General features: G+C 32.1%; 15 protein-coding genes. 11 read left to right on the forward strand and 4 right to left on the reverse strand.

The genetic code is table 11. The features are described 5' to 3' along the window. Nucleotides 1–49: 49 nt before the first annotated feature. The gene (locus tag HM982_RS05570) at nt 50–2,113 is read right to left on the reverse strand and encodes a tetratricopeptide repeat protein (protein ID WP_179352385.1); all 2,064 of its coding nucleotides are present in this window, start codon (nt 2,111–2,113) and stop codon (nt 50–52) included. A 145-nt stretch (nt 2,114–2,258) separates the two neighbouring features. Between HM982_RS05570 and HM982_RS05575 the strand changes: the two genes are divergently transcribed. Both HM982_RS05575 and HM982_RS05580 read left to right on the forward strand, forming a co-directional pair. Then, nucleotides 2,259–3,524 carry an oligosaccharide flippase family protein gene (locus tag HM982_RS05575; RefSeq protein WP_179352112.1) on the forward strand — a complete coding sequence of 422 codons (1,266 nt, stop codon included), beginning with the start codon at nt 2,259–2,261 and terminating at the stop codon, nt 3,522–3,524. Between the two features lie 109 nt (nt 3,525–3,633). Next, the gene (locus HM982_RS05580; protein ID WP_179352113.1) at nt 3,634–4,851 is read left to right on the forward strand and encodes a glycosyltransferase; all 1,218 of its coding nucleotides are present in this window, start codon (nt 3,634–3,636) and stop codon (nt 4,849–4,851) included. 32 nt (nt 4,852–4,883) lie between these two features. On the opposite strand, the gene HM982_RS05585 is transcribed toward HM982_RS05580, so the two are convergent. From HM982_RS05585 to HM982_RS05595, 3 genes are read right to left on the reverse strand one after another with little or no spacing between them, the layout of a single operon-like run. Next, complete coding sequence (locus tag HM982_RS05585) at nt 4,884–6,398, reverse strand: glycoside hydrolase family 2 TIM barrel-domain containing protein (RefSeq protein ID WP_179352114.1); 1,515 nt, start codon at nt 6,396–6,398, stop codon at nt 4,884–4,886. Then, entirely contained in the window at nt 6,392–7,606 is a 1,215-nt protein-coding gene (locus tag HM982_RS05590) for a hypothetical protein (protein WP_179352115.1), read from the reverse strand. The genes HM982_RS05585 and HM982_RS05590 overlap by 7 nt, the downstream gene beginning before the upstream one ends. Further along, nucleotides 7,606–10,695, reverse strand: coding sequence for a hypothetical protein (locus HM982_RS05595; RefSeq protein WP_179352116.1), 3,090 nt, complete (start codon nt 10,693–10,695; stop codon nt 7,606–7,608). Before HM982_RS05595 ends, HM982_RS05590 begins: the two co-directional genes overlap by 1 nt. A 181-nt stretch (nt 10,696–10,876) precedes the next feature. On the opposite strand from HM982_RS05595, the gene HM982_RS05600 reads away from it, so the two are divergent. The 9 genes from HM982_RS05600 (at nt 10,877) to HM982_RS05640 (ending at nt 17,803) form a co-directional block, all read left to right on the forward strand. Next, nucleotides 10,877–12,055 carry a response regulator gene (locus tag HM982_RS05600; RefSeq protein WP_179352117.1) on the forward strand — a complete coding sequence of 393 codons (1,179 nt, stop codon included), beginning with the start codon at nt 10,877–10,879 and terminating at the stop codon, nt 12,053–12,055. Between the two features lie 21 nt (nt 12,056–12,076). Further along, complete coding sequence (locus tag HM982_RS05605; protein ID WP_179352118.1) at nt 12,077–12,559, forward strand: glycosyltransferase; 483 nt, start codon at nt 12,077–12,079, stop codon at nt 12,557–12,559. 20 nt (nt 12,560–12,579) lie between these two features. Further along, nucleotides 12,580–13,548, forward strand: a complete 969-nt coding sequence (locus tag HM982_RS05610; RefSeq protein ID WP_179352119.1) for a type I phosphomannose isomerase catalytic subunit — start codon at nt 12,580–12,582, stop codon at nt 13,546–13,548. A gap of 88 nt (nt 13,549–13,636) precedes the next feature. Continuing rightward, the gene (locus HM982_RS05615) at nt 13,637–14,434 is read left to right on the forward strand and encodes a sulfite exporter TauE/SafE family protein (RefSeq protein ID WP_179352120.1); all 798 of its coding nucleotides are present in this window, start codon (nt 13,637–13,639) and stop codon (nt 14,432–14,434) included. Nucleotides 14,435–14,897: 463 nt separating this feature from the next. Next, a complete protein-coding gene (locus HM982_RS05620) occupies nt 14,898–15,155 on the forward strand; it encodes a heavy-metal-associated domain-containing protein (RefSeq protein WP_179352121.1) in 258 nt (85 codons plus the stop codon). 18 nt (nt 15,156–15,173) lie between these two features. Beyond that, a complete protein-coding gene (locus tag HM982_RS05625) occupies nt 15,174–16,172 on the forward strand; it encodes a Tll0287-like domain-containing protein (RefSeq protein ID WP_179352122.1) in 999 nt (332 codons plus the stop codon). Nucleotides 16,173–16,186: 14 nt separating this feature from the next. Then, nucleotides 16,187–16,480: a thioredoxin gene (gene trxA / locus HM982_RS05630; RefSeq protein ID WP_179352123.1), complete on the forward strand. Its 294-nt coding sequence runs from the start codon at nt 16,187–16,189 to the stop codon at nt 16,478–16,480. A gap of 118 nt (nt 16,481–16,598) precedes the next feature. Then, complete coding sequence (locus HM982_RS05635; RefSeq protein ID WP_179352124.1) at nt 16,599–16,793, forward strand: hypothetical protein; 195 nt, start codon at nt 16,599–16,601, stop codon at nt 16,791–16,793. A 284-nt stretch (nt 16,794–17,077) separates the two neighbouring features. Then, nucleotides 17,078–17,803 carry a peroxiredoxin gene (locus HM982_RS05640; protein WP_179352125.1) on the forward strand — a complete coding sequence of 242 codons (726 nt, stop codon included), beginning with the start codon at nt 17,078–17,080 and terminating at the stop codon, nt 17,801–17,803. Nucleotides 17,804–17,927 lie beyond the last annotated feature (124 nt).

The following is a 17,927-nucleotide window of genomic DNA, read 5'->3' on the forward strand; positions in this document are numbered from 1 at the left end:
TTAGAAATCGTGTTAAAAATATAAACGAATTGAACTGTAAATAAATTTATTAATCTCTATCAAAAACCGCTTTCTTCAAAAACAACCATTTAAAACGTAACCCAACTTCTGTAAACGTAAATCCAGCAGCTGTAGCAGAAGCAATATTACTACGTGTACCATAAACATTTAATAAACTACGTTCCGAGAATCGGTAGCCAAAAGCACCTTGTAAACGGTAAGTGCTCTGTTTGGCATCATCTTCAATAAATTGATAACCAAAAGCGACTGTAGCGTTGTAAAACCATTCTTTAGGTTTGGCAGCAGCTTCGTCTTTAATAATATTAACAAATAGTTCTCCAGCATTAAATTTCTCAGGACTAAAATATATAGTTGGAACTTGTTCTTTAAATGTAATATGTTGATAGTTGAAACCCGCTTTTAAAGAAGGTTTTGGCAGCAAATTGTAATATAAAGAAGTAAATAATAGGTTTCTGTTATTACCATCATTTTGAGAGGTGTGAATTAACTGTGTAAACCAACCCAAGTTAAAATTAGTACTTAAGTTATAATTAGCATAATAGTTATTTTGTACCAACTCTCGGTCTAATAACTCGGCATTAAAACTTTCTATCTGACGTTTGTAACCAATATCTAGGGTTTGCATTTTAAACGATTTGATATTAAGAGACAAGTCCGTTAAAAGTTGTGTGTAATTAGAAGTGTCTGCATTTGCAGAAGTTACACCTGCTGTACCTTTAAAGGTAATACTAGGAATCAATTGATACCCTATGCCTAAAGACAAATCACTAGACGTAGCACTAATATCTGTTACAGTATTTTTAGTCGTTCTGTAGCCATAGTTTCCTAAGAGTTTAAATCGGGTAGACAACGGAAATTCTACTGTATTAGTAAGCGCATAAGCTTCGTTGTCGCCATTATCAAACGTATAAGACGCTTTCGTTTCTAGGGTAGGTGTAAAACTGTTATCTAATTGCTTAATAAAATTGACAGCATCTTTTTGATTGTCGTAAAAGGTTAAGGTATTTTCTGCTGAGGTGTATGCATCGCCTGTATAACCCAAAGCTTTTAATACGTTTGCTTTTCCGAGGTTTCCATCAAAAGACGTACTATCGTTTTTTAATATTTGATTATAATCTATTAAACTCTTTTTAAAATCACTCTTGTAAATATTTAAGGTTGCTCTTAAAGCTAATACCCAATTTTCGTTAGGGGTTTTTGTAATTAATCTGTCAATTAAATTTTTAGCCTCTTTAAATTTTTTATTCCAGATTAGTGCTTGTGCGTAGCGTTCTGTAGTTTGTTTAACGATGGAAGCTTCTGTAGCGGAGGTTAAACTATTATAGGCTTCAGTGCTTAATTCTAAAGCTTTTTTCTCTTTTCCATTTAAGTGTTCTACCAAAGCCAAACCATTTAAGGCAATAATTTTGTGTTTTGGTTGTTCGGCCAAACGATTATAGATGGTTTTAGCACGATCTAATTTGTTCCAAATTAAATAGAGGTTGGCTAAGTTTAATAAGATGTCTTTATCATCACCATATAATTCTAAGTTTTTGTTTAGTAAGGTTTCTGCTTTTTCATAATTCTGGGCTTGTTGATTTTGATACGCATAACCCAAATAAATATATTTTTTAGAAACCATAGCATTTGGGTTTCCTGGTGAAACGTCTAATGCTTTATTTACCATTGTCAAAGCATCTTCATATTCCTTTAAATTAGACAAGGTATTAGCAAAACCTAATAAAGCAGCAAAACTTTTTGGGTCTTCTTTAACTAATCCTTGGTAGTATACTTTTGCAGCTGTAAAGTTGCTATTCCATAATAGTGATTCCCCATAATTTAATTTTACTTCAAAATCATTGGGGTAATCGGCAAGTAAATCGGTAAATAAGGTGTTGGCTGCTTCTGGTTTTCCGTTTAGGCCTATAGCTCTACCATAACATAGACGGGCTGTTTTATTATCAGGGTGTTCTTCTAATACAGAACTAAAGAATGATTCCGCTTTAGCATATTTACCAGTTTCTAGATAGGTGAACCCTTCTTTCATGTTTTGAGCGGAGGCGCTAAAAAGGATAAAAAGTAAGCCGATATTTATAAGAGATTTTAAGGTCATAATTTCTTTGTAATTTTCTAATTGCAAGTTACGGCTTAATAGTTCGTCATTCATCTACAGCAACTTGCCATCCGTCGAAATATACAGAACATACACGGAAATACGAGAGATATTTGTGTCAGATTTAAACGAATACCTATTAAAAATGAAGCAAATATTAGCTGTAATCCAATCGAGAAAATTAACGCCAGAGCAAGTCTTTATGGTCAGTGTTTTAGCTGTAAATGGAGGCAATTATTTATATAACCTTATATTAGGAAGGGTACTTGGGCCTACCGAATTTGCGGATGCAGCCGTATTAATTACTTTTCTATTAGTTCTCTCTTTTATGGCGATGACCTTTCAATTGGTAACCGCAAAATTTTCTGTATTATTTGAAAATAATGTCTTTAAAAATTTTATAGCCAAAACTTATCAGCAAGCTTTTTTAATAGGAATTGCTTTAGGGATTTTAATTATCGTTTTTTCGTCTCAGTTAAAAACAGTTTTTAATACCTCTTCCTCCTTAATGTTTGTCATTTTTGGATGTGGTGTGCCTTTATACTTTTTAATGAGTGTTAATAGAGGGACTTTTCAGGGTAAAAAAGCCTATAAGTCTTTATCAATAACGTATCAAGGTGAAATGTTAAGTCGGTTGTTAATTACATTAGGGTTGATATTTTTATTCAATATACAATCGTCTGCGGTTATTGCCATTGGTATTGTACTCTCTTTTGTATTCGGAATGTTTCCTTTTGCAACCAAAAATATCAGTTTTAAAAAACCGAAAGCCTTAACTTTAGATTACAGCAAACAGATTAAAAACTTCTTTTTGTTAACGGCTTTTTATGAACTTACACAGATCATAATTAATAATAGTGATATCTTATTAGTAAAACATTATTTTGAATCTTACGAAGCGGGCTTATATGCTTCATTGGCCTTAATAGGTAGAATTGTATATTTTATAGCATGGATGTTTGTAATGTTATTATTGCCAGCGGTGGTAGAGTTGAAGAAAGAAGGCAAAGAAACGGCTTCCGTATTATTTAAATATGTGGGTTATATTGCTTTCATTTCAATCATTATTGTTTTAACCTGTTTCAGTTTTCCTGAGCTTATTATAAAATTACTTTTTGGAGAACAGTATATTTCTATGGCGCCTTTATTATGGAAATATGCCATTGCCACTTCTATGTTTGCTATTTCTAACATCTTTGCGTATTACTACCTCTCTTTAGATAAATATGTTCCCGTAATCATTTCTGGAGTGTTCGGAATGCTACAAATGGTGTTAGTTGTATTTTTTCATGATAGTTTAGAACAGGTTGTGCATATGCAAATAATAGCAATGACGTTGTTGTTAATCATACAGTTAGTGTTTTTTAAACTTGAAATAATGACACAAAAAACGGCTTTGTCTAAACAATAATTCCATTCGTCGACAGTAAAGTGTCTTCGAAAGAAAGAGTTGATTATTAGACAAATAAAATCTGAAATTTGCATTGTAATTAATAAAAACATTTAAAATTTACCTCATTATGAAATTAGCTATTGTTACCGCATATCCTCCAAGTAAAGTCACTTTAAACGAGTATGCTTACCATTTAGTAAAGCAGTTTAGACAAAAGCAAGCGGTTACAGAACTTATTTTACTGACCGATAAAACTGAAGGAGCAAAGGATATTGAATTTACAGAGCAAGGTTGTATAATTACAGTTAAAGAATGTTGGTCTTTTAATAGCTACAGAAATATATTTTCAGTAACTAAAGCCATTAATACTACAAAACCAGATGCGGTATTGTTCAACCTACAGTTTATGAAGTTTGGTGATAAAAAAGTGGCTGCAGCCTTGGGTTTAATGTTGCCATGGGTTTGTAAGTTAAAAAATATTCCTAATATCGTATTATTACACAATATTTTAGAAGAAGTAGATTTAGGAAGTGCAGGTTTTACGTCTAATAAATTGATGCAAAAAATTTACGGATTCATTGGAACTAGTTTAACAAAGCTAATTTTAAAAGCGGATACCGTAGCGGTAACCATGCAGAAATATGTTAATATATTAGAGGTTAAATATTTAGCTCCTAATGTAAAATTGATACCTCACGGTACTTTTGAAATCGCAGAAGAACCAAACTATAGTTTACCAAAGGGACCAATGCAAATCATGACCTTCGGAAAATTTGGAACCTACAAAAAAGTGGAAGGAATGATTGAAGCCGTAGAATTGGTTAGAGCTAAAACAGGATTAGATTTAGAAGTTGTTATTGCAGGAACAGATAATCCAAATGTTCCAGGATATTTAGCTAAAGTACAAGAAGATTATAAACATGTTTCTCAGGTAAGATTTACAGGTTATGTTGAAGAACACGAGGTACCAACCTTATTTAATGAAAGTGCGGTAGTTGTATTTCCTTACACATCAACTACAGGAAGCTCGGGTGTTTTACACCAAGCAGGAAGTTACGGTAAAGCAGTGGTTATGCCAGATTTGGGTGACTTAGCTTTGTTAGTACAAGATGAAGGTTATAGAGGTGAATTTTTTGAGCCAACTAGCGTAGAAAGTTTAGCATCGGCCATAGAGGCCATAGTAACCGATGAAGCCTATAGACTAAAACTTTCTAAAATTAATTACAATGCAGCCACAGCACATCCAATGTCGCAAATAGCAGATATGTATTTAGAAACCTTTTCAGAAATTATGACTAAAAAAGAACATAATGCAATGGTTGTTAATACAACCGTGATTAAGTAATCTAAACTTACTAAGAATAGAAATACTTAATATTAATTAGAAATATATTTAAACGATTCCTTTTTTGTCCCATTTTTATCAATAAACCCAAAATGCTTTTGAGCATTTTTACGCCAAGGAAGTTTACCTACAACTTCCTTTGGTATGTATGTAAAGTCATATAAAGTCCAAGACATAAATTGTAAGTTATTAACTGCAATGAGTTCTTGGATTTTTTTGTGGTAATTAGCTTGGTCTTCTTCTGAAGATCCATGTGGTTTCCAAAAGCCAGAATAAGAAGATATTCCAAATTCCTGCAATACTAAGGGTTTATTCGGGATTTCTTTTTTTAAGGTTTTTATAGCTGTGTCTAATTCCTCTAAATCTTCGTAATAATGAAAAGATACTATATCTACTTTGTCTTTTAAAATAGGAGCACTTTGTGTATTAGACCAACCTATAGTGACCGGGTGAATAGAATCTGTAGATTTTACAATAGCTATCATATGGTCTAACCATGCAACCACATTTGCTTTACCTCGAGATTCAAAATCTAAATTGGGCTCATTTTTAATATCCCAAGCAATAATAGCGTTGTGGTCTTTAAATGTAGAGACAATGATTTCAGCATGACGTTGGTTTAAGGTCCAGTCCATAACAGAATAATCCCCGTAAAAATCGAATAGCGTTAACACCACTTTTAAGTGCTCAGCTTCAGCTAAATCTAAAGTTTGTTTAAGTTTTTCTAGCTTTTCTGGTTTTACATTAGCTTTTCCAAAATCTTCATATTGCACAAAAATACGGACGGAATTTAATCCAGCGTCTTTTATAATTTTAAAGTCTTTAGCAATAGTTTCAGTAGAAAAATCATCGCCAAACATATCCCAAGGATTAGCTTGTGGGTAATAGTTGATGCCTTTAATGTCAATATTATCGGTTGCAATGGTTTTAGCTTCAAAATGGTAAGGCTTACTTTCTTCTTTTACCAAATGTCGAATCCGCCAAAATCCATCTTCCAGTAAAAATACCATTTTATAGGTTGAGGTTTCGGTAGTTTCAAGTATTAGTTTTTCAGCTTTAAAAACACGTTTGTATTCTACCACATTTCTATCGGTAACGACTGCCAATTGTCCATCTTCACTAAAAAATTCTAAAGTAGGATTATGGTTTAAGGTTGTGGCTTCTATGCTAATGTTTTTAGATTTGTTTAGAGTAATAAAATCATACAGGTTTTTTCTAGCACTATCGGTATAATAATCTTTTATACCTGCTGTTTTGTTGCTCTTGTAAGCTATTTGTTTTACATACCAAGCGTCCAAATAATCATTTTGTAAGGCGCTTAAATTTTCGTTATCCATTGGTCGCCCTTCGTTTTGTAAAGGTTCCCAAGTTAACTTTGGTGTGTATTGTTCTACTTTTTGTATTTCAGTATGTAACATACTACTTCGGTCTGCACCTGTATTTAAGTAACTAAATAAGGCACTAACACCAGAAATAATAAAGGCAATAACCATAATATATGAGATAATTAATATGGTACGTAGTATGTTCTTGTTAAGACCTACCATAGTGTTTTGGTGTTTATTTTTTTTGTTTTCCCTGCTGTTTCTATGCTGAAATTATAAGCGCCATTTTGATACATTGCGGGTTTTAAATTGAAATTAACATAACCATTAAAAGATGTTTTTATAATGCTATCAATTAAAACGTGGTCTCTATAGATGTTTAATGTTACATGTAAGCCATCAGGAATCATTTGCCCCATAAAACTCTGTAAAGGACCAACGGTTATTGTTCTATTTTTATTTGAAAATAAGACGTCAAAATCTTCAATAACTTGTTTATAAGTTAGTGTAATGTTATCGCTTTCAGACATGCCATCTACGTAAGCTTTAATACGCCAAGTGTCTTCATAATCAGGATGAATTATTTTTGCTTGTGCAATACCATCTATAGTTGTCCCTGTAGTTTTTAAAATATTCTGATTCTTATTGGTAATGTAAAAGGTGACAAACGTCCCATCGCTTACGACATTATTTTGCTTGTCTTTAATGATTGATGTTGAAAACGTGGTCACCTGATTGCCATCTGCATAATCGTGTGGGCGTATTGCAGAAATAGTAAAATCTGTAGGAATTGCTGCAGCTACATTAATAGTAAATTCTTTGGAATTAATACCTAAACTTTCTGAAGACACTAACATACGACCACTTTCTTTTTTTGAATAAATATTCCTAAAGGCGATTAAATTGTTGGTGTAAATAGCGTTTGTGTCTTCGGAATCTAAAAATTGATGCTTTTCTGTGACTAAAGTATTTGTAGGAACGGGATTGTCTAATGAATCCGTAGGTATAACCACTAGCATGGTGTAGTCTGTTTCGCCAGCTTCAATACTTGGCGGACCAATATAGGTTTCCATAGTAGCAACTTCAGCTTTTGGTTTAATATTGAAGCTTCCTTTTATAGAAGTTGTTTTGTCTGTCAATATCCAATTTACAACACCTATTTTTTTAGTTATGTGTTCTGGTAAGGTATATTCTAAGGTGTTTGAATTTAAAACACCAGAAATTAACGTCGAACCAAAACTGTTAGAACAGTAAAGTAAAGGTTTGTCACTATTTGAAGTAGAAAATTTTAAACTAATAGGATTCCCCACTTCATACTGTGTTTGGGGTGTAATCAGTTTAATATTATATTCTTCATTCTGTTGTTTGACAGCAAAAGAGGACAATAAAATTAATCCTAAAAGAAACAGATATGTGAATTTGTTTGGCATTAATTAGGGTTTCCGATATAGGTGTTTATTTCTATTTTAATATAACTAAAATCTGGATGGTCAATTTTTTGTAGCTGAGTTTCCGAATGATTTTCAATTCTGTTAGGCACTATTTTACCAGCAATAGCATCGTTAGGAAGTCCGTTGACAAAAATATTAGACATATCTTCATTAATGATTTTTACTTTTCCATGGTTTAAAATTTCATATTTAAAATCTTGTTTTCGTTGTTGTCTGATACCAGCTTTTACAAATAAATGGTCTACCCAAAGCATATTTTTATGTTCATCATAATAAGAGATGAGTAGCTGAGGTATTGTTATTTCTTGAATACCACTATTAAATAAATTTCCGCTAATGGTTTCGTCTTTAATATTCATGGCGCTTAAAACAACACTTTTGTATAAGTCAGAGCCTGATACATTTCCTGCAGCTTGTAAATTGAATTTGGTTGGTTGTTCTTCAAATTCAACAGGTGTAAATTCATCAGGATTAAAGGTGTCTGGAATAGAATCTTGCGTTTTAGACCAAGCAATACCTTCAAAATTAATTCTAAAACTGCTCAATTCTTTAGGCATTAATTTATGCTTCATGTGGTATTTTGCATTATATGTAGCAAGTTGTTTATTCGCATCGTTGTACAATGTTCCTTTTAAAATAACATCTGCAGGGACATTATCGATGTTTTGCACTTCACCTATAATAGCATAATGCCCATTGTATTGGACCAGTTTTGCAGATACAACTTCTAAAACGGGTTGTTTTAAAATGTCTTCATGATGGGTTTGTTCTGTGGTAATACGACGTCTACCTTGATTAAAATATTTGGTAGCATTGGCAGAATATAATTGGTCTGGTGGTAAATCGTTATTTAATTCGTCGGGTTGTAAATACCATTTTTTATTTCGTTTAGATAGCGTTTTGTAATCTACCTTTTCAATCTTTTCTAAAGGTGTAATCCATTGGCTGGTCACTTTTGCAGAGACTGTGCTATCGTTGTGTTTTGTAATTTCGGTTTTAATCGCATCCATTTTTGCATAACTACTTAATAAACCATCGGTTACCGAAATTTCTAACATATACTGTGCAATGGGCAGTTTGCTTTGTGGATCGATTAAGCTGTGTGCTTTTTCAAATTCTTTAAAATCTAAAGCATCATAATAGGCTATTATGGCATTTTCAGGACTACGTTGCGAGTCGTTTTTTAAATAGAATACGTATACGCCGTAAAACACTACAATAGCCAAAAATAATGACCAAATATGCGTGACTCTCAATACATGTCTATTAAATTTAGTGTAAGAAACCGAATATTTTAAAAAATCGGGTAGAGGTTTTACACGTGTTTTTAGCATGTTAACCCAAAGCATTTGTATGTTTAAAACAAAGGCAACTAATACAGTTAAAAACGGAATAACGCCCCACATTATTTTTAACCAAGTAGCCACATCTTCTTTTGGTAAAATAGAAGATACTGGTGGGATATTAAGGCGTTCCCAAACCATAATGCCATTTTCTAATTGTCGTAAACGTTGCCAACCACAGAAGTAGAGAATAGGGTCGTAAAATTTATCGTTAGAAAATATGTATTTGAGGTTGTATTTTTCTGGTGTGGTTAAAAATTGTTGTAACGATCCAATACCCGCAACGCCTTTAAATTTTGAGTTTTCTAACCGCTCAATGGGTCTTGTTGTTAATTCGGGGAGGCGTCTTGCAGAGTGGTAGTTTCCATCGACCGTTAAGGCATTGGTTTGTGCACTTAACCAAGCCATTTGGTCGCCAAAACCAAGGGTTAAAAAGCGCCATTTATCATGATCATCTTGATTTAAGAAATTCACAATGGGCAACATCTTTATTTTTTGTGGTTGTGACGGTCTAAAATAGTTGAGACTCATGGTGAAAACAACCATAAAAACAACTAGTCCCGCTAGTAATCCACCAGTAATACGATGATAAACGGCTCCAAACTTTTTTTGAATCAATGTCTTTAAGTCGCCTTCAACGAAACGGTAGGCAAATTCACCCAATAAAGGAATGGATAAAATGGAAGCCCAAAGTGTAAAACGGTCTAAGGTTAAAATATTAAAAGCAGTTTCGCCTAACATTTTAAGAGGAATAGGCGTAGTACCACCCGTTCCTAAAATGGTGCAAATAGTAACCGATAATCCAAAAAACAGATAACGCTTGCTGTAATATCTGTAAAATATGTAAGGTAACAGCACTAATAATATACCCCAAGGAATTAAAAAGAAGACTAAACCAGAAGAGGTGATTTCTAAAAAATTATCGCGAGACCCATGAGGAATTGGTACTTGTGTAATTGGGTTGGCTTTAGAGTTCAACCAATACGGAAAAATACAGCCTATAATTAAGACTAAAGATAACATCCCAAAGCTTACAATACGTTTAAAGAGTTTAAAGAAACTATTTAAAAATAACTTAAAAGTGACGTCTTTTATAGAACTTACTTGTTCTCTAGACACATCCATTATCACCATACCTATTAACGGGAAAATAAAGAAAATCATTCCAAAGATAGGAGTGACGTGATGCGAGGTAACCGTTACAGCAATAAGCGATAAACTGGTTGCTAAATACCATTTTCTACCCGTTTTTAACCATAAATAGATTTCGGGTAAGGCATGCATTAATACAGAAACACCAATAATACTTGGTAGTTGACCAAAGATGTGAAGCGTTTCTACAAAAGAGGAGGAAAATACAGCTAATAACGAGGCATAACCAGCAACAGTTTTATTCCCTGTCATCATCAAAGAAAAACGATATGTTCCTGTAATAAATAATACAATAGCTATTAACGCTACGCTAAACATGCCGAATTTTAAGCCACCAATAAGGGAGAGTAACCCTATAGATTGGTGAACTAAGGGGGGATAACTTTGTACGGTAAAACCAGTATACCATTCATAATTCCAAGGTTCAAACCAACTGTTCGCATAATGATCCGCAAAAAACAGATGTATTAAAGCATCATAAGTGGTCTCCAAGGTAAAAAAGATGGCACTACCGTGAAAAGCTAATCCTAAGAGAAGCGCAGATATTAAGTATTTGTTCGAGGTTTCTTTCATTTAGAGCCTAAGCTATAACAACATGGTAAAGATATATAATTTAAATAGGGGTTCTATTTTTAATTATCTACAGAAATCTACCATTCATCTACACTTGTCTATAGGTTAAGCTAAATTAGAATTTTAGAATTGTCTTCTACTGTACTTTTGACTTAACAAATAATATAAAAATCTACTTATTATGAAAGTTTTAGCCATAGACGACCAACAGTTAGTATTACTTCCTTTAGAAAAAAGATTAGTTGAATTGGGTTATGAGGTAAAAATAGAAACGGATGCTACTAAAGGATTAGAATTATACGATTCTTTTCATCCAGATTTAGTAATTGTAGATATTAACATGCCAGGGCTATCTGGCTTAGACTTTGTAAAATACATTAGAGTAACTAAGAATTCGCAGACACCAATTATGGTTTTGTCTGGAAATACACAAGACGAAACCATTACAGAAGGATTTGAGTTAGGTATAAATGATTATATGAAAAAACCTTTAAGCCTTAATGAAATCAGTGCACGTGTAAAACGTTTAATTGGTGCGCCAGAAACGCAAAATTCTGTAGTTAAAAGCGATGTAATGATTCAAGAACGCTGTGTAGGAGTTGTGATTCCTTGTTATAATGAAGAAGAACGATTATTTAGAGATGAATTTATTACTTATATCGATAAAAACTCTGGTTATCATTTATGTTTTGTAAACGACGGAAGTACGGATAAAACTTTAGAGCTTTTAAAAGATTTACAAAAGGGAAGAGAAGATTTTATTACGGTTTATGATTGCGAAAAAAATGGAGGCAAAGCTGAAGCTGTACGTTTAGGAATGCTTCATATGGCTAAAAAAGAAGATTTAGATTATATAGGTTTTTTAGATGCCGATTTATCAACAGATTTAGCTGATTTTGATGATTTAGTTAAGACGATTGAAACCTCTGATTTTAAAATTGTAAGTGGATCTCGAATCTCTAGAATGGGAGCAAATATTACTAAGGAGTCGGCACGAAAAATAATAAGTCTAACCATTAATTTCATTATCCGAAAGATTTTAAAAATGGACTTCAAAGACACCCAATGTGGTGCTAAAATATTTAGTAAGGATGTTATTAAAATAGCATTTGGAGAAAAGTTTGTTACACAATGGATTTTTGATGTTGAAATTTTTAAAAGAATGAGTATCCATTTTGGTTTAAAAAAGGCCAAAGCGATGCTATGTGAACAACCTTTAAAACGTTGGATTCATGCCGATGGCTCTAAATTATCTATGAAAGATTCAGTGAAAATTGTTGGTCAATTAGCACAAATTGCTTGGGTTTATAGATCAAAAAAATCAGATGGTAATGCCCCTAAAAACTTAGAGGTTGCATAATTTATCTAATAACAACGATTAATGAGAATTGGAATTATAATAATTTTTCATAATAATGAAACTGACATTGATACGACCTTCTTTATAGAGCAAATTAAAGCCTCCGAGTATATTGATTTATGTTTTGTAGATAATGAAAGCAAAGATGCCACCATAAGCGTATTAGAAGACATTAAAGAAGCATGTCCTACAAAAGTATCTGTGATTGAAATTAAGCGTTCTGTATCTGAAATAGCAGCAACCAAAGCAGGAGCACGATATATGTTTAATGAGTTTAATTTAAAGCATATTGGGTATATTAATGTGAATGCTTTAAAACCAGAAGAACAAACTTTAAATGCGCTTATTAAGAGTTTTTGCACCCATAAAGATGGTATTATAGACTTTAATTTAAAAACAATAAAAGATCAAGAGATTAAAAAAACATTGTTTAAAAGTGTTTTTTCTGTTGTAGAGTATTTACAACATATAGAAAGCTCTTTACTAGTAACCCCAACCACTTAACCCTAAAATTCTAGAAACTCATGCAAACTTATCCTATAAAATTTCAACCTATTTTAAAAGAAAAAATTTGGGGAGGAGAAAAACTCGCTACACTCTTAAATAAATCTTCAACGTCTAATAATATTGGGGAAAGCTGGGAGATATCAGGAGTTAAAGAAAATGTCTCTACCGTTTCTAATGGTATTTACAAAGGTTTAACCTTAAATGAATTAATAAAAACATATAAAAGTGAATTTTTAGGAGTATCTAATAGTAACACTTTTGGCGAAAATTTTCCTTTGCTAATAAAATTTTTAGATGCTAAAACAAATTTATCTGTACAAGTGCATCCAGATGATGAGATGGCTAAAGAACACCATCAATCTTTCGGAAAAACAGAAATGTGGTATATTATGGATAGTGATAATAATGCCGAAATTGTTTTAGGTCTAAAGAATGATGATGTCGATAAAAGTGTGTTAGCAGATATTAATGCCACTAATATAGATGCTATTTTTAATACTGAAAAAGTAAAACAAGGCGATAGTTATTTTATTCCAGCAGGAAAAATTCATGCTATTGGTGCTGGTGTTTTGGCGGCAGAAATTCAGCAAACAAGTGATATTACCTACCGCGTTTACGATTGGGATCGTATAGATGCTGATGGTGTTCAACGAGAATTACATACTAAATTAGCCCAAGAAGCTACCAAAACTTTTACCTCAAACGGAAAACGTAATTACCAATTAAGTGATAAGGAAACTTGTAATTTAGTGAATTGTGATTTTTTTACAACAAATATTTTTGAAGTAAAAGGGACGGAATATAAAGATTATAATAACCTTGATAGTTTTGTGATTTTTATGTGTGTAGAAGGTGCTGTAGAAATCAACGTAGATAACAGTAGTGAATCGATTAAAATGGGAGAAACTATTTTAATTCCGGCAAACACAAAAGAGGTTGTTTTTAATGCTCAACAGGCTAAACTGCTAGAGGTTTATATACAGTAGCTATATTTAAACAATTTTTTTAAAAGCCATGTGACTTTGTAACATTGGTTACAGCGCAGAGGGAAGATAGTTTTTAGCTTTGTTAGACATGAGTTTAACAGAGATTTTAGGTTATTTTGGCGCTTTATTTATAGGTATAGTTCTAGGGTTAATTGGAGGCGGTGGCTCTATTTTAACAGTACCTATTTTAGTATATTTACTTACTATTAATCCTGTAACGGCTACAGCATACTCCTTATTTGTAGTCGGGGCTTCTTCTTTGGTGGGTGCCATTAAAAATATGCAAAAAGGATTAGTGGACTACAAAACTGCATTTTCATTTGCTATACCAGCAGTTACTGTGGTGTTTTTAACACGTAGATTTTTAGTGCCTGCCATTCCTAATGTGTTATGGACAATTGATGATTTTGAATTAACTAAAAACATTGCAATAATGTTGTTTTTTGCTTTGTTAATGCTTTTTTCTTCTTATTCAATGATTACATCTCAATCTTTAACTAACGCGGTTTCTCAAAAAAGACCAAGTTATAAATTATTAGTTTTACAAGCTGTTATTATTGGTGTTGTTACTGGTTTGGTAGGAGCAGGAGGAGGATTTTTAATTATTCCGGCTTTGGTGTTATTAGCTAAAATTCCAATAAAACGTGCTGTCGCAACTTCGTTATTAATTATAGCCATCAACTCTTTAATAGGCTTTACAGGAGATATTATTAATACATCTGTGAATTGGTCTTTTTTATTAATTTTTACTTTTATTTCAATTTTAGGAATTTTCTTAGGGATGTATTTATCTAATTATATCGCAGGAAAAAATTTAAAAAAAGGTTTTGGTTGGTTTGTTCTTTTAATGGGGAGTTATATTCTGTTTAAAGAATTATTTAATTAGATAAATTCATATTTCTAACATTTCTACTACTTGTATTTTTTATTTAAGGTTTTCTGTAACATTAGTTACTGGGTAATAGCTCTGGGCTTAGTAACTTTAAAATTATATGAATTTTAGCCAGTAGGCCTCTATTTTTTATCCAACATAGGATTTAAATTAAAATCTGATTGTGATTTTAAGCAACGATAAATAAAAGCAGAGGTAATAAATATATAGGTCATTTAAATCTATAAAATCTTCATTTTTTTCTATAAAATTTCTACAAAAATCAGTAAATTTAATAGCAATAAATAAAGACAAAGCACTCTGATTTTATAGCATGTTTTATAGTTTAAAAAGGAGGTTATTTGTTTTCGGGTAAAATCCTGTAAATAATAGGTAGTATGATTTTTAAAGTGGAATTCACTTAAAAAAACGTAATTCTCTTATTTAAGATTTTAGACTGCTTATTAAATATAAAAGAATGAAGACTTCAGTGATAGTTCAAAATTTAAAATATAAGGCTAGCATACATGTTATTGAGTCCAAGTTAAGAGAATTTGATTTTATTTCGGACTTAAATGTTAATGTAAAAGAAGGTAAAGTAACATTTAATTATACGAGTAATATGAATGCGATAAAAGTAAAAGAGCGATTAAAAGATTTAGGCTATCCTTCTATTGGAGATGATAACACGTTTGCGTTAAGAGTAAAATCTCTTTTAAATTGTGTAGCAGGATAACTTTATAAATAATTAGATATGAAAAAATTAATCTTATTAACCTTACTCGTAGTATTTGCCTTTAGTTGTAATGATAAAAAAAAGAAAGACGAATCTAAATTAGAAAAGCAGAGTTTAGCCAACAAGCATCCTGGAAAAAAATTAATGGAAACCAACTGTTATCTATGTCATAGTCCAACAGCAAGTGAAACCGATAGAATAGGACCGCCAATGGTGGCTATAAAACGGCATTATATAAGCAAAAACACCACTAAGGCGGACTTTGTTGCGGCCATGCAAACTTGGATTGAAAATCCAAACATAGACGATGCAAAAATGCCAGGTGCGGTAAAGCGTTTTGGTGTGATGCCTTACCAACATTATCCAGAAGAAACCATTGCTCAAATTTCAGACTACATGTACGATTTTGAAATAGATCAACCCAATTGGTTTGAAGCGCATTATAACGAAGCGCGCAGAAATGGTAACAGACAGGTGCAAAGAGAACAGAAACGCCAAGGTAGCTCAGTAGTCCAAACAAATTTTGAAAACTTGCCTTATGGTGAACGTGGTTTAAAGTATGCACTAACGACTAAAGCGGTATTAGGAAAAAATTTAATGGGAACAATTCAGCGTAAAGGCGTTTTAGAAGCTTTAGCATTTTGTAATGTAAAAGCCTATCCATTAACAGATAGCATGGCTGTGGTACATAAGGCTGTCATTAAACGTGTGACTGATAAGCCCAGAAATTCTAATAATAAAGCTAATGCGGAAGAATTAGAGTACTTAAATGAATTTAAACACGTAATTGCAAACAACCAAGAGCCGCAACCCTTAGTAAAAGAATTGGATGATAAAGTGAAAGTTTATTATCCAATAACGACTAATAACATGTGTCTGCAATGTCATGGAAAACCCAACGAAACATTGAAGCAATCAACCCTAACAAATATTAAGAGGTTATACCCTATGGATCAAGCAATAGGTTATGATATTAATCAGGTTAGAGGGATTTGGAGTATTACATTTAATAAATAAAAATCAAGTCAGGTATGAGTAAATTTTCAGAAATAATAAATCAAAATCACCCCGTTTTAGTCGATTTTTATGCCGATTGGTGTGGGCCATGTAAAATGTTGAGTCCCATTCTAAAACAGGTAAAAGATGAATTAGGAGAAGGGGTTTCAATTATTAAAATTGATGTGGATAAAAATCAAGCATTAGCTTCAAAATATCAAGTTAGAGGTGTGCCAACGATGTTATTATTTAAAAACGGTACGCAAGTTTGGCGACAGTCTGGTGTATTACAAAAAGAAGCTATTATTAATGTAATATCAAATAATTAAAGCAGATTATTAAAATATTAAATCAAGCTCTTTTTTTTTTAATATTTAGAGGGTTTTATGATAATTATCATATTTGATTATGAACTCTCATCTTATATTTACACTTTAAATTTGTATTATGATTTTACACCACATTGCATTATATAGTTGGAATACAGGCGTAGTGATGATTGCCATTTTTGCGCTAGTTTGTATAGCCTTAGTAGGGATATTAATCAATTTTTTAATGGGTGGTAAACCTAAAGATGTATCAGAAAGTATTGATGCGTCAAACAATCTAGGTGAAGAGAATAATACAGAAAATATTAATTAATAGCTGATTATATTTTAAAAAGAGGGTAGTTTATAGTGGGCTACCCTCTTTTTTATGACTGTATTTTACTTTTTTATGAGGTGCAAAACTATCTATACCTTAATATTACGTTCTGCCTTCTTTAATTGCTGTAGTTCTTACATCCGCATTACCAAATAGTGCTAATACCTTTTCTTAGCACTTTTAATTTTTTAGCTAAATTATGCCGCTACAGTAACTTAAGTTACATAGTTAAATTCTATTGTGTTCTATATTTGTTATAAGTTAAATTAATAATATAAGTTATGAATACAAACGAAATAATAAAAGAAGAGCAAACATTTTCAATGCCAAGAATTGGAGATAAAGCACCAGAATTTAAAGCAGTAACAACACAAGGTGAGATTAATTTTCCATCCGATTATAAAGGGGAGTGGTCAATCTTATTTAGTCATCCTGCCGATTTTACACCCGTGTGTACATCAGAGTTTATGACCTTTGCACATTTGGAAGATAAATTTAAAAAAGCTAATTGTAATTTAATTGGTTTATCTATTGATGGATTGTATAGCCATATTGCATGGTTAAGAACAATTAAGGATAAAATCAAATTTAACGGCATGGAAAACATTGAAGTTAAGTTTCCTTTAATTGAAGATATTTCTATGGAAGTTGCTAAGAAATATGGAATGATTCAGCCAGGCGAAAGTAAAACACAAGCGGTTAGAGCGGTCTTTTTTGTCGATCCTAACGAAATCGTGAGAGCTATTATTTATTACCCACTAAGTTTAGGCCGTAATTTTGATGAGCTTTATAGAGCTTTAATAGCGATGCAAACTTCAGATAAATTTAATGTCGCAACACCTGCCGATTGGAATCCTGGTGACGATGTTATTGTTTCACCTGCAGGATCTTGCGGTGTTGCAGAAGAACGAATGACAGATACTGAAGAATTAGATTGTAAAGATTGGTTTTTCTGTACTAAGAAGCTTGATAAAGATTTAGTATTGGGCGAAATTCTTAAAAAATAAAACAATTAGAGTAATATACTGCTTAAAAGTTAATCAATAATTAATTAGTCAACTTGAGTACGGATTAAAAATCAGTATGAATTATATTTTTAATGGCGCTCAAAACGACATTATTTTATCAACT

The organism is Winogradskyella vidalii, assembly GCF_013403955.1.
GTDB classification, from domain to species: Bacteria; Bacteroidota; Bacteroidia; order Flavobacteriales; family Flavobacteriaceae; genus Winogradskyella; species Winogradskyella vidalii.

Excerpts from the sequence above, each read along its gene's own strand:
- HM982_RS05615 (WP_179352120.1), top strand. The coding sequence starts at position 13,637 with ATGAGTTTAACAGAGATTTTAGGTTATTTTGGCGCTTTATTTATAGGT.
- HM982_RS05575 (WP_179352112.1), top strand. The coding sequence starts at position 2,259 with ATGAAGCAAATATTAGCTGTAATCCAATCGAGAAAATTAACGCCAGAG.
- HM982_RS05570 (WP_179352385.1), bottom strand. The coding sequence starts at position 2,113 with ATGACCTTAAAATCTCTTATAAATATCGGCTTACTTTTTATCCTTTTT.
- HM982_RS05600 (WP_179352117.1), top strand. The coding sequence starts at position 10,877 with ATGAAAGTTTTAGCCATAGACGACCAACAGTTAGTATTACTTCCTTTA.
- HM982_RS05610 (WP_179352119.1), top strand. The coding sequence starts at position 12,580 with ATGCAAACTTATCCTATAAAATTTCAACCTATTTTAAAAGAAAAAATT.
- HM982_RS05585 (WP_179352114.1), bottom strand. The coding sequence starts at position 6,398 with ATGGTAGGTCTTAACAAGAACATACTACGTACCATATTAATTATCTCA.
- HM982_RS05635 (WP_179352124.1), top strand. The coding sequence starts at position 16,599 with ATGATTTTACACCACATTGCATTATATAGTTGGAATACAGGCGTAGTG.
- HM982_RS05580 (WP_179352113.1), top strand. The coding sequence starts at position 3,634 with ATGAAATTAGCTATTGTTACCGCATATCCTCCAAGTAAAGTCACTTTA.
- HM982_RS05605 (WP_179352118.1), top strand. The coding sequence starts at position 12,077 with ATGAGAATTGGAATTATAATAATTTTTCATAATAATGAAACTGACATT.
- HM982_RS05595 (WP_179352116.1), bottom strand. The coding sequence starts at position 10,695 with ATGAAAGAAACCTCGAACAAATACTTAATATCTGCGCTTCTCTTAGGA.
- trxA (WP_179352123.1), top strand. The coding sequence starts at position 16,187 with ATGAGTAAATTTTCAGAAATAATAAATCAAAATCACCCCGTTTTAGTC.
- HM982_RS05590 (WP_179352115.1), bottom strand. The coding sequence starts at position 7,606 with ATGCCAAACAAATTCACATATCTGTTTCTTTTAGGATTAATTTTATTG.
- HM982_RS05625 (WP_179352122.1), top strand. The coding sequence starts at position 15,174 with ATGAAAAAATTAATCTTATTAACCTTACTCGTAGTATTTGCCTTTAGT.
- HM982_RS05620 (WP_179352121.1), top strand. The coding sequence starts at position 14,898 with ATGAAGACTTCAGTGATAGTTCAAAATTTAAAATATAAGGCTAGCATA.
- HM982_RS05640 (WP_179352125.1), top strand. The coding sequence starts at position 17,078 with ATGAATACAAACGAAATAATAAAAGAAGAGCAAACATTTTCAATGCCA.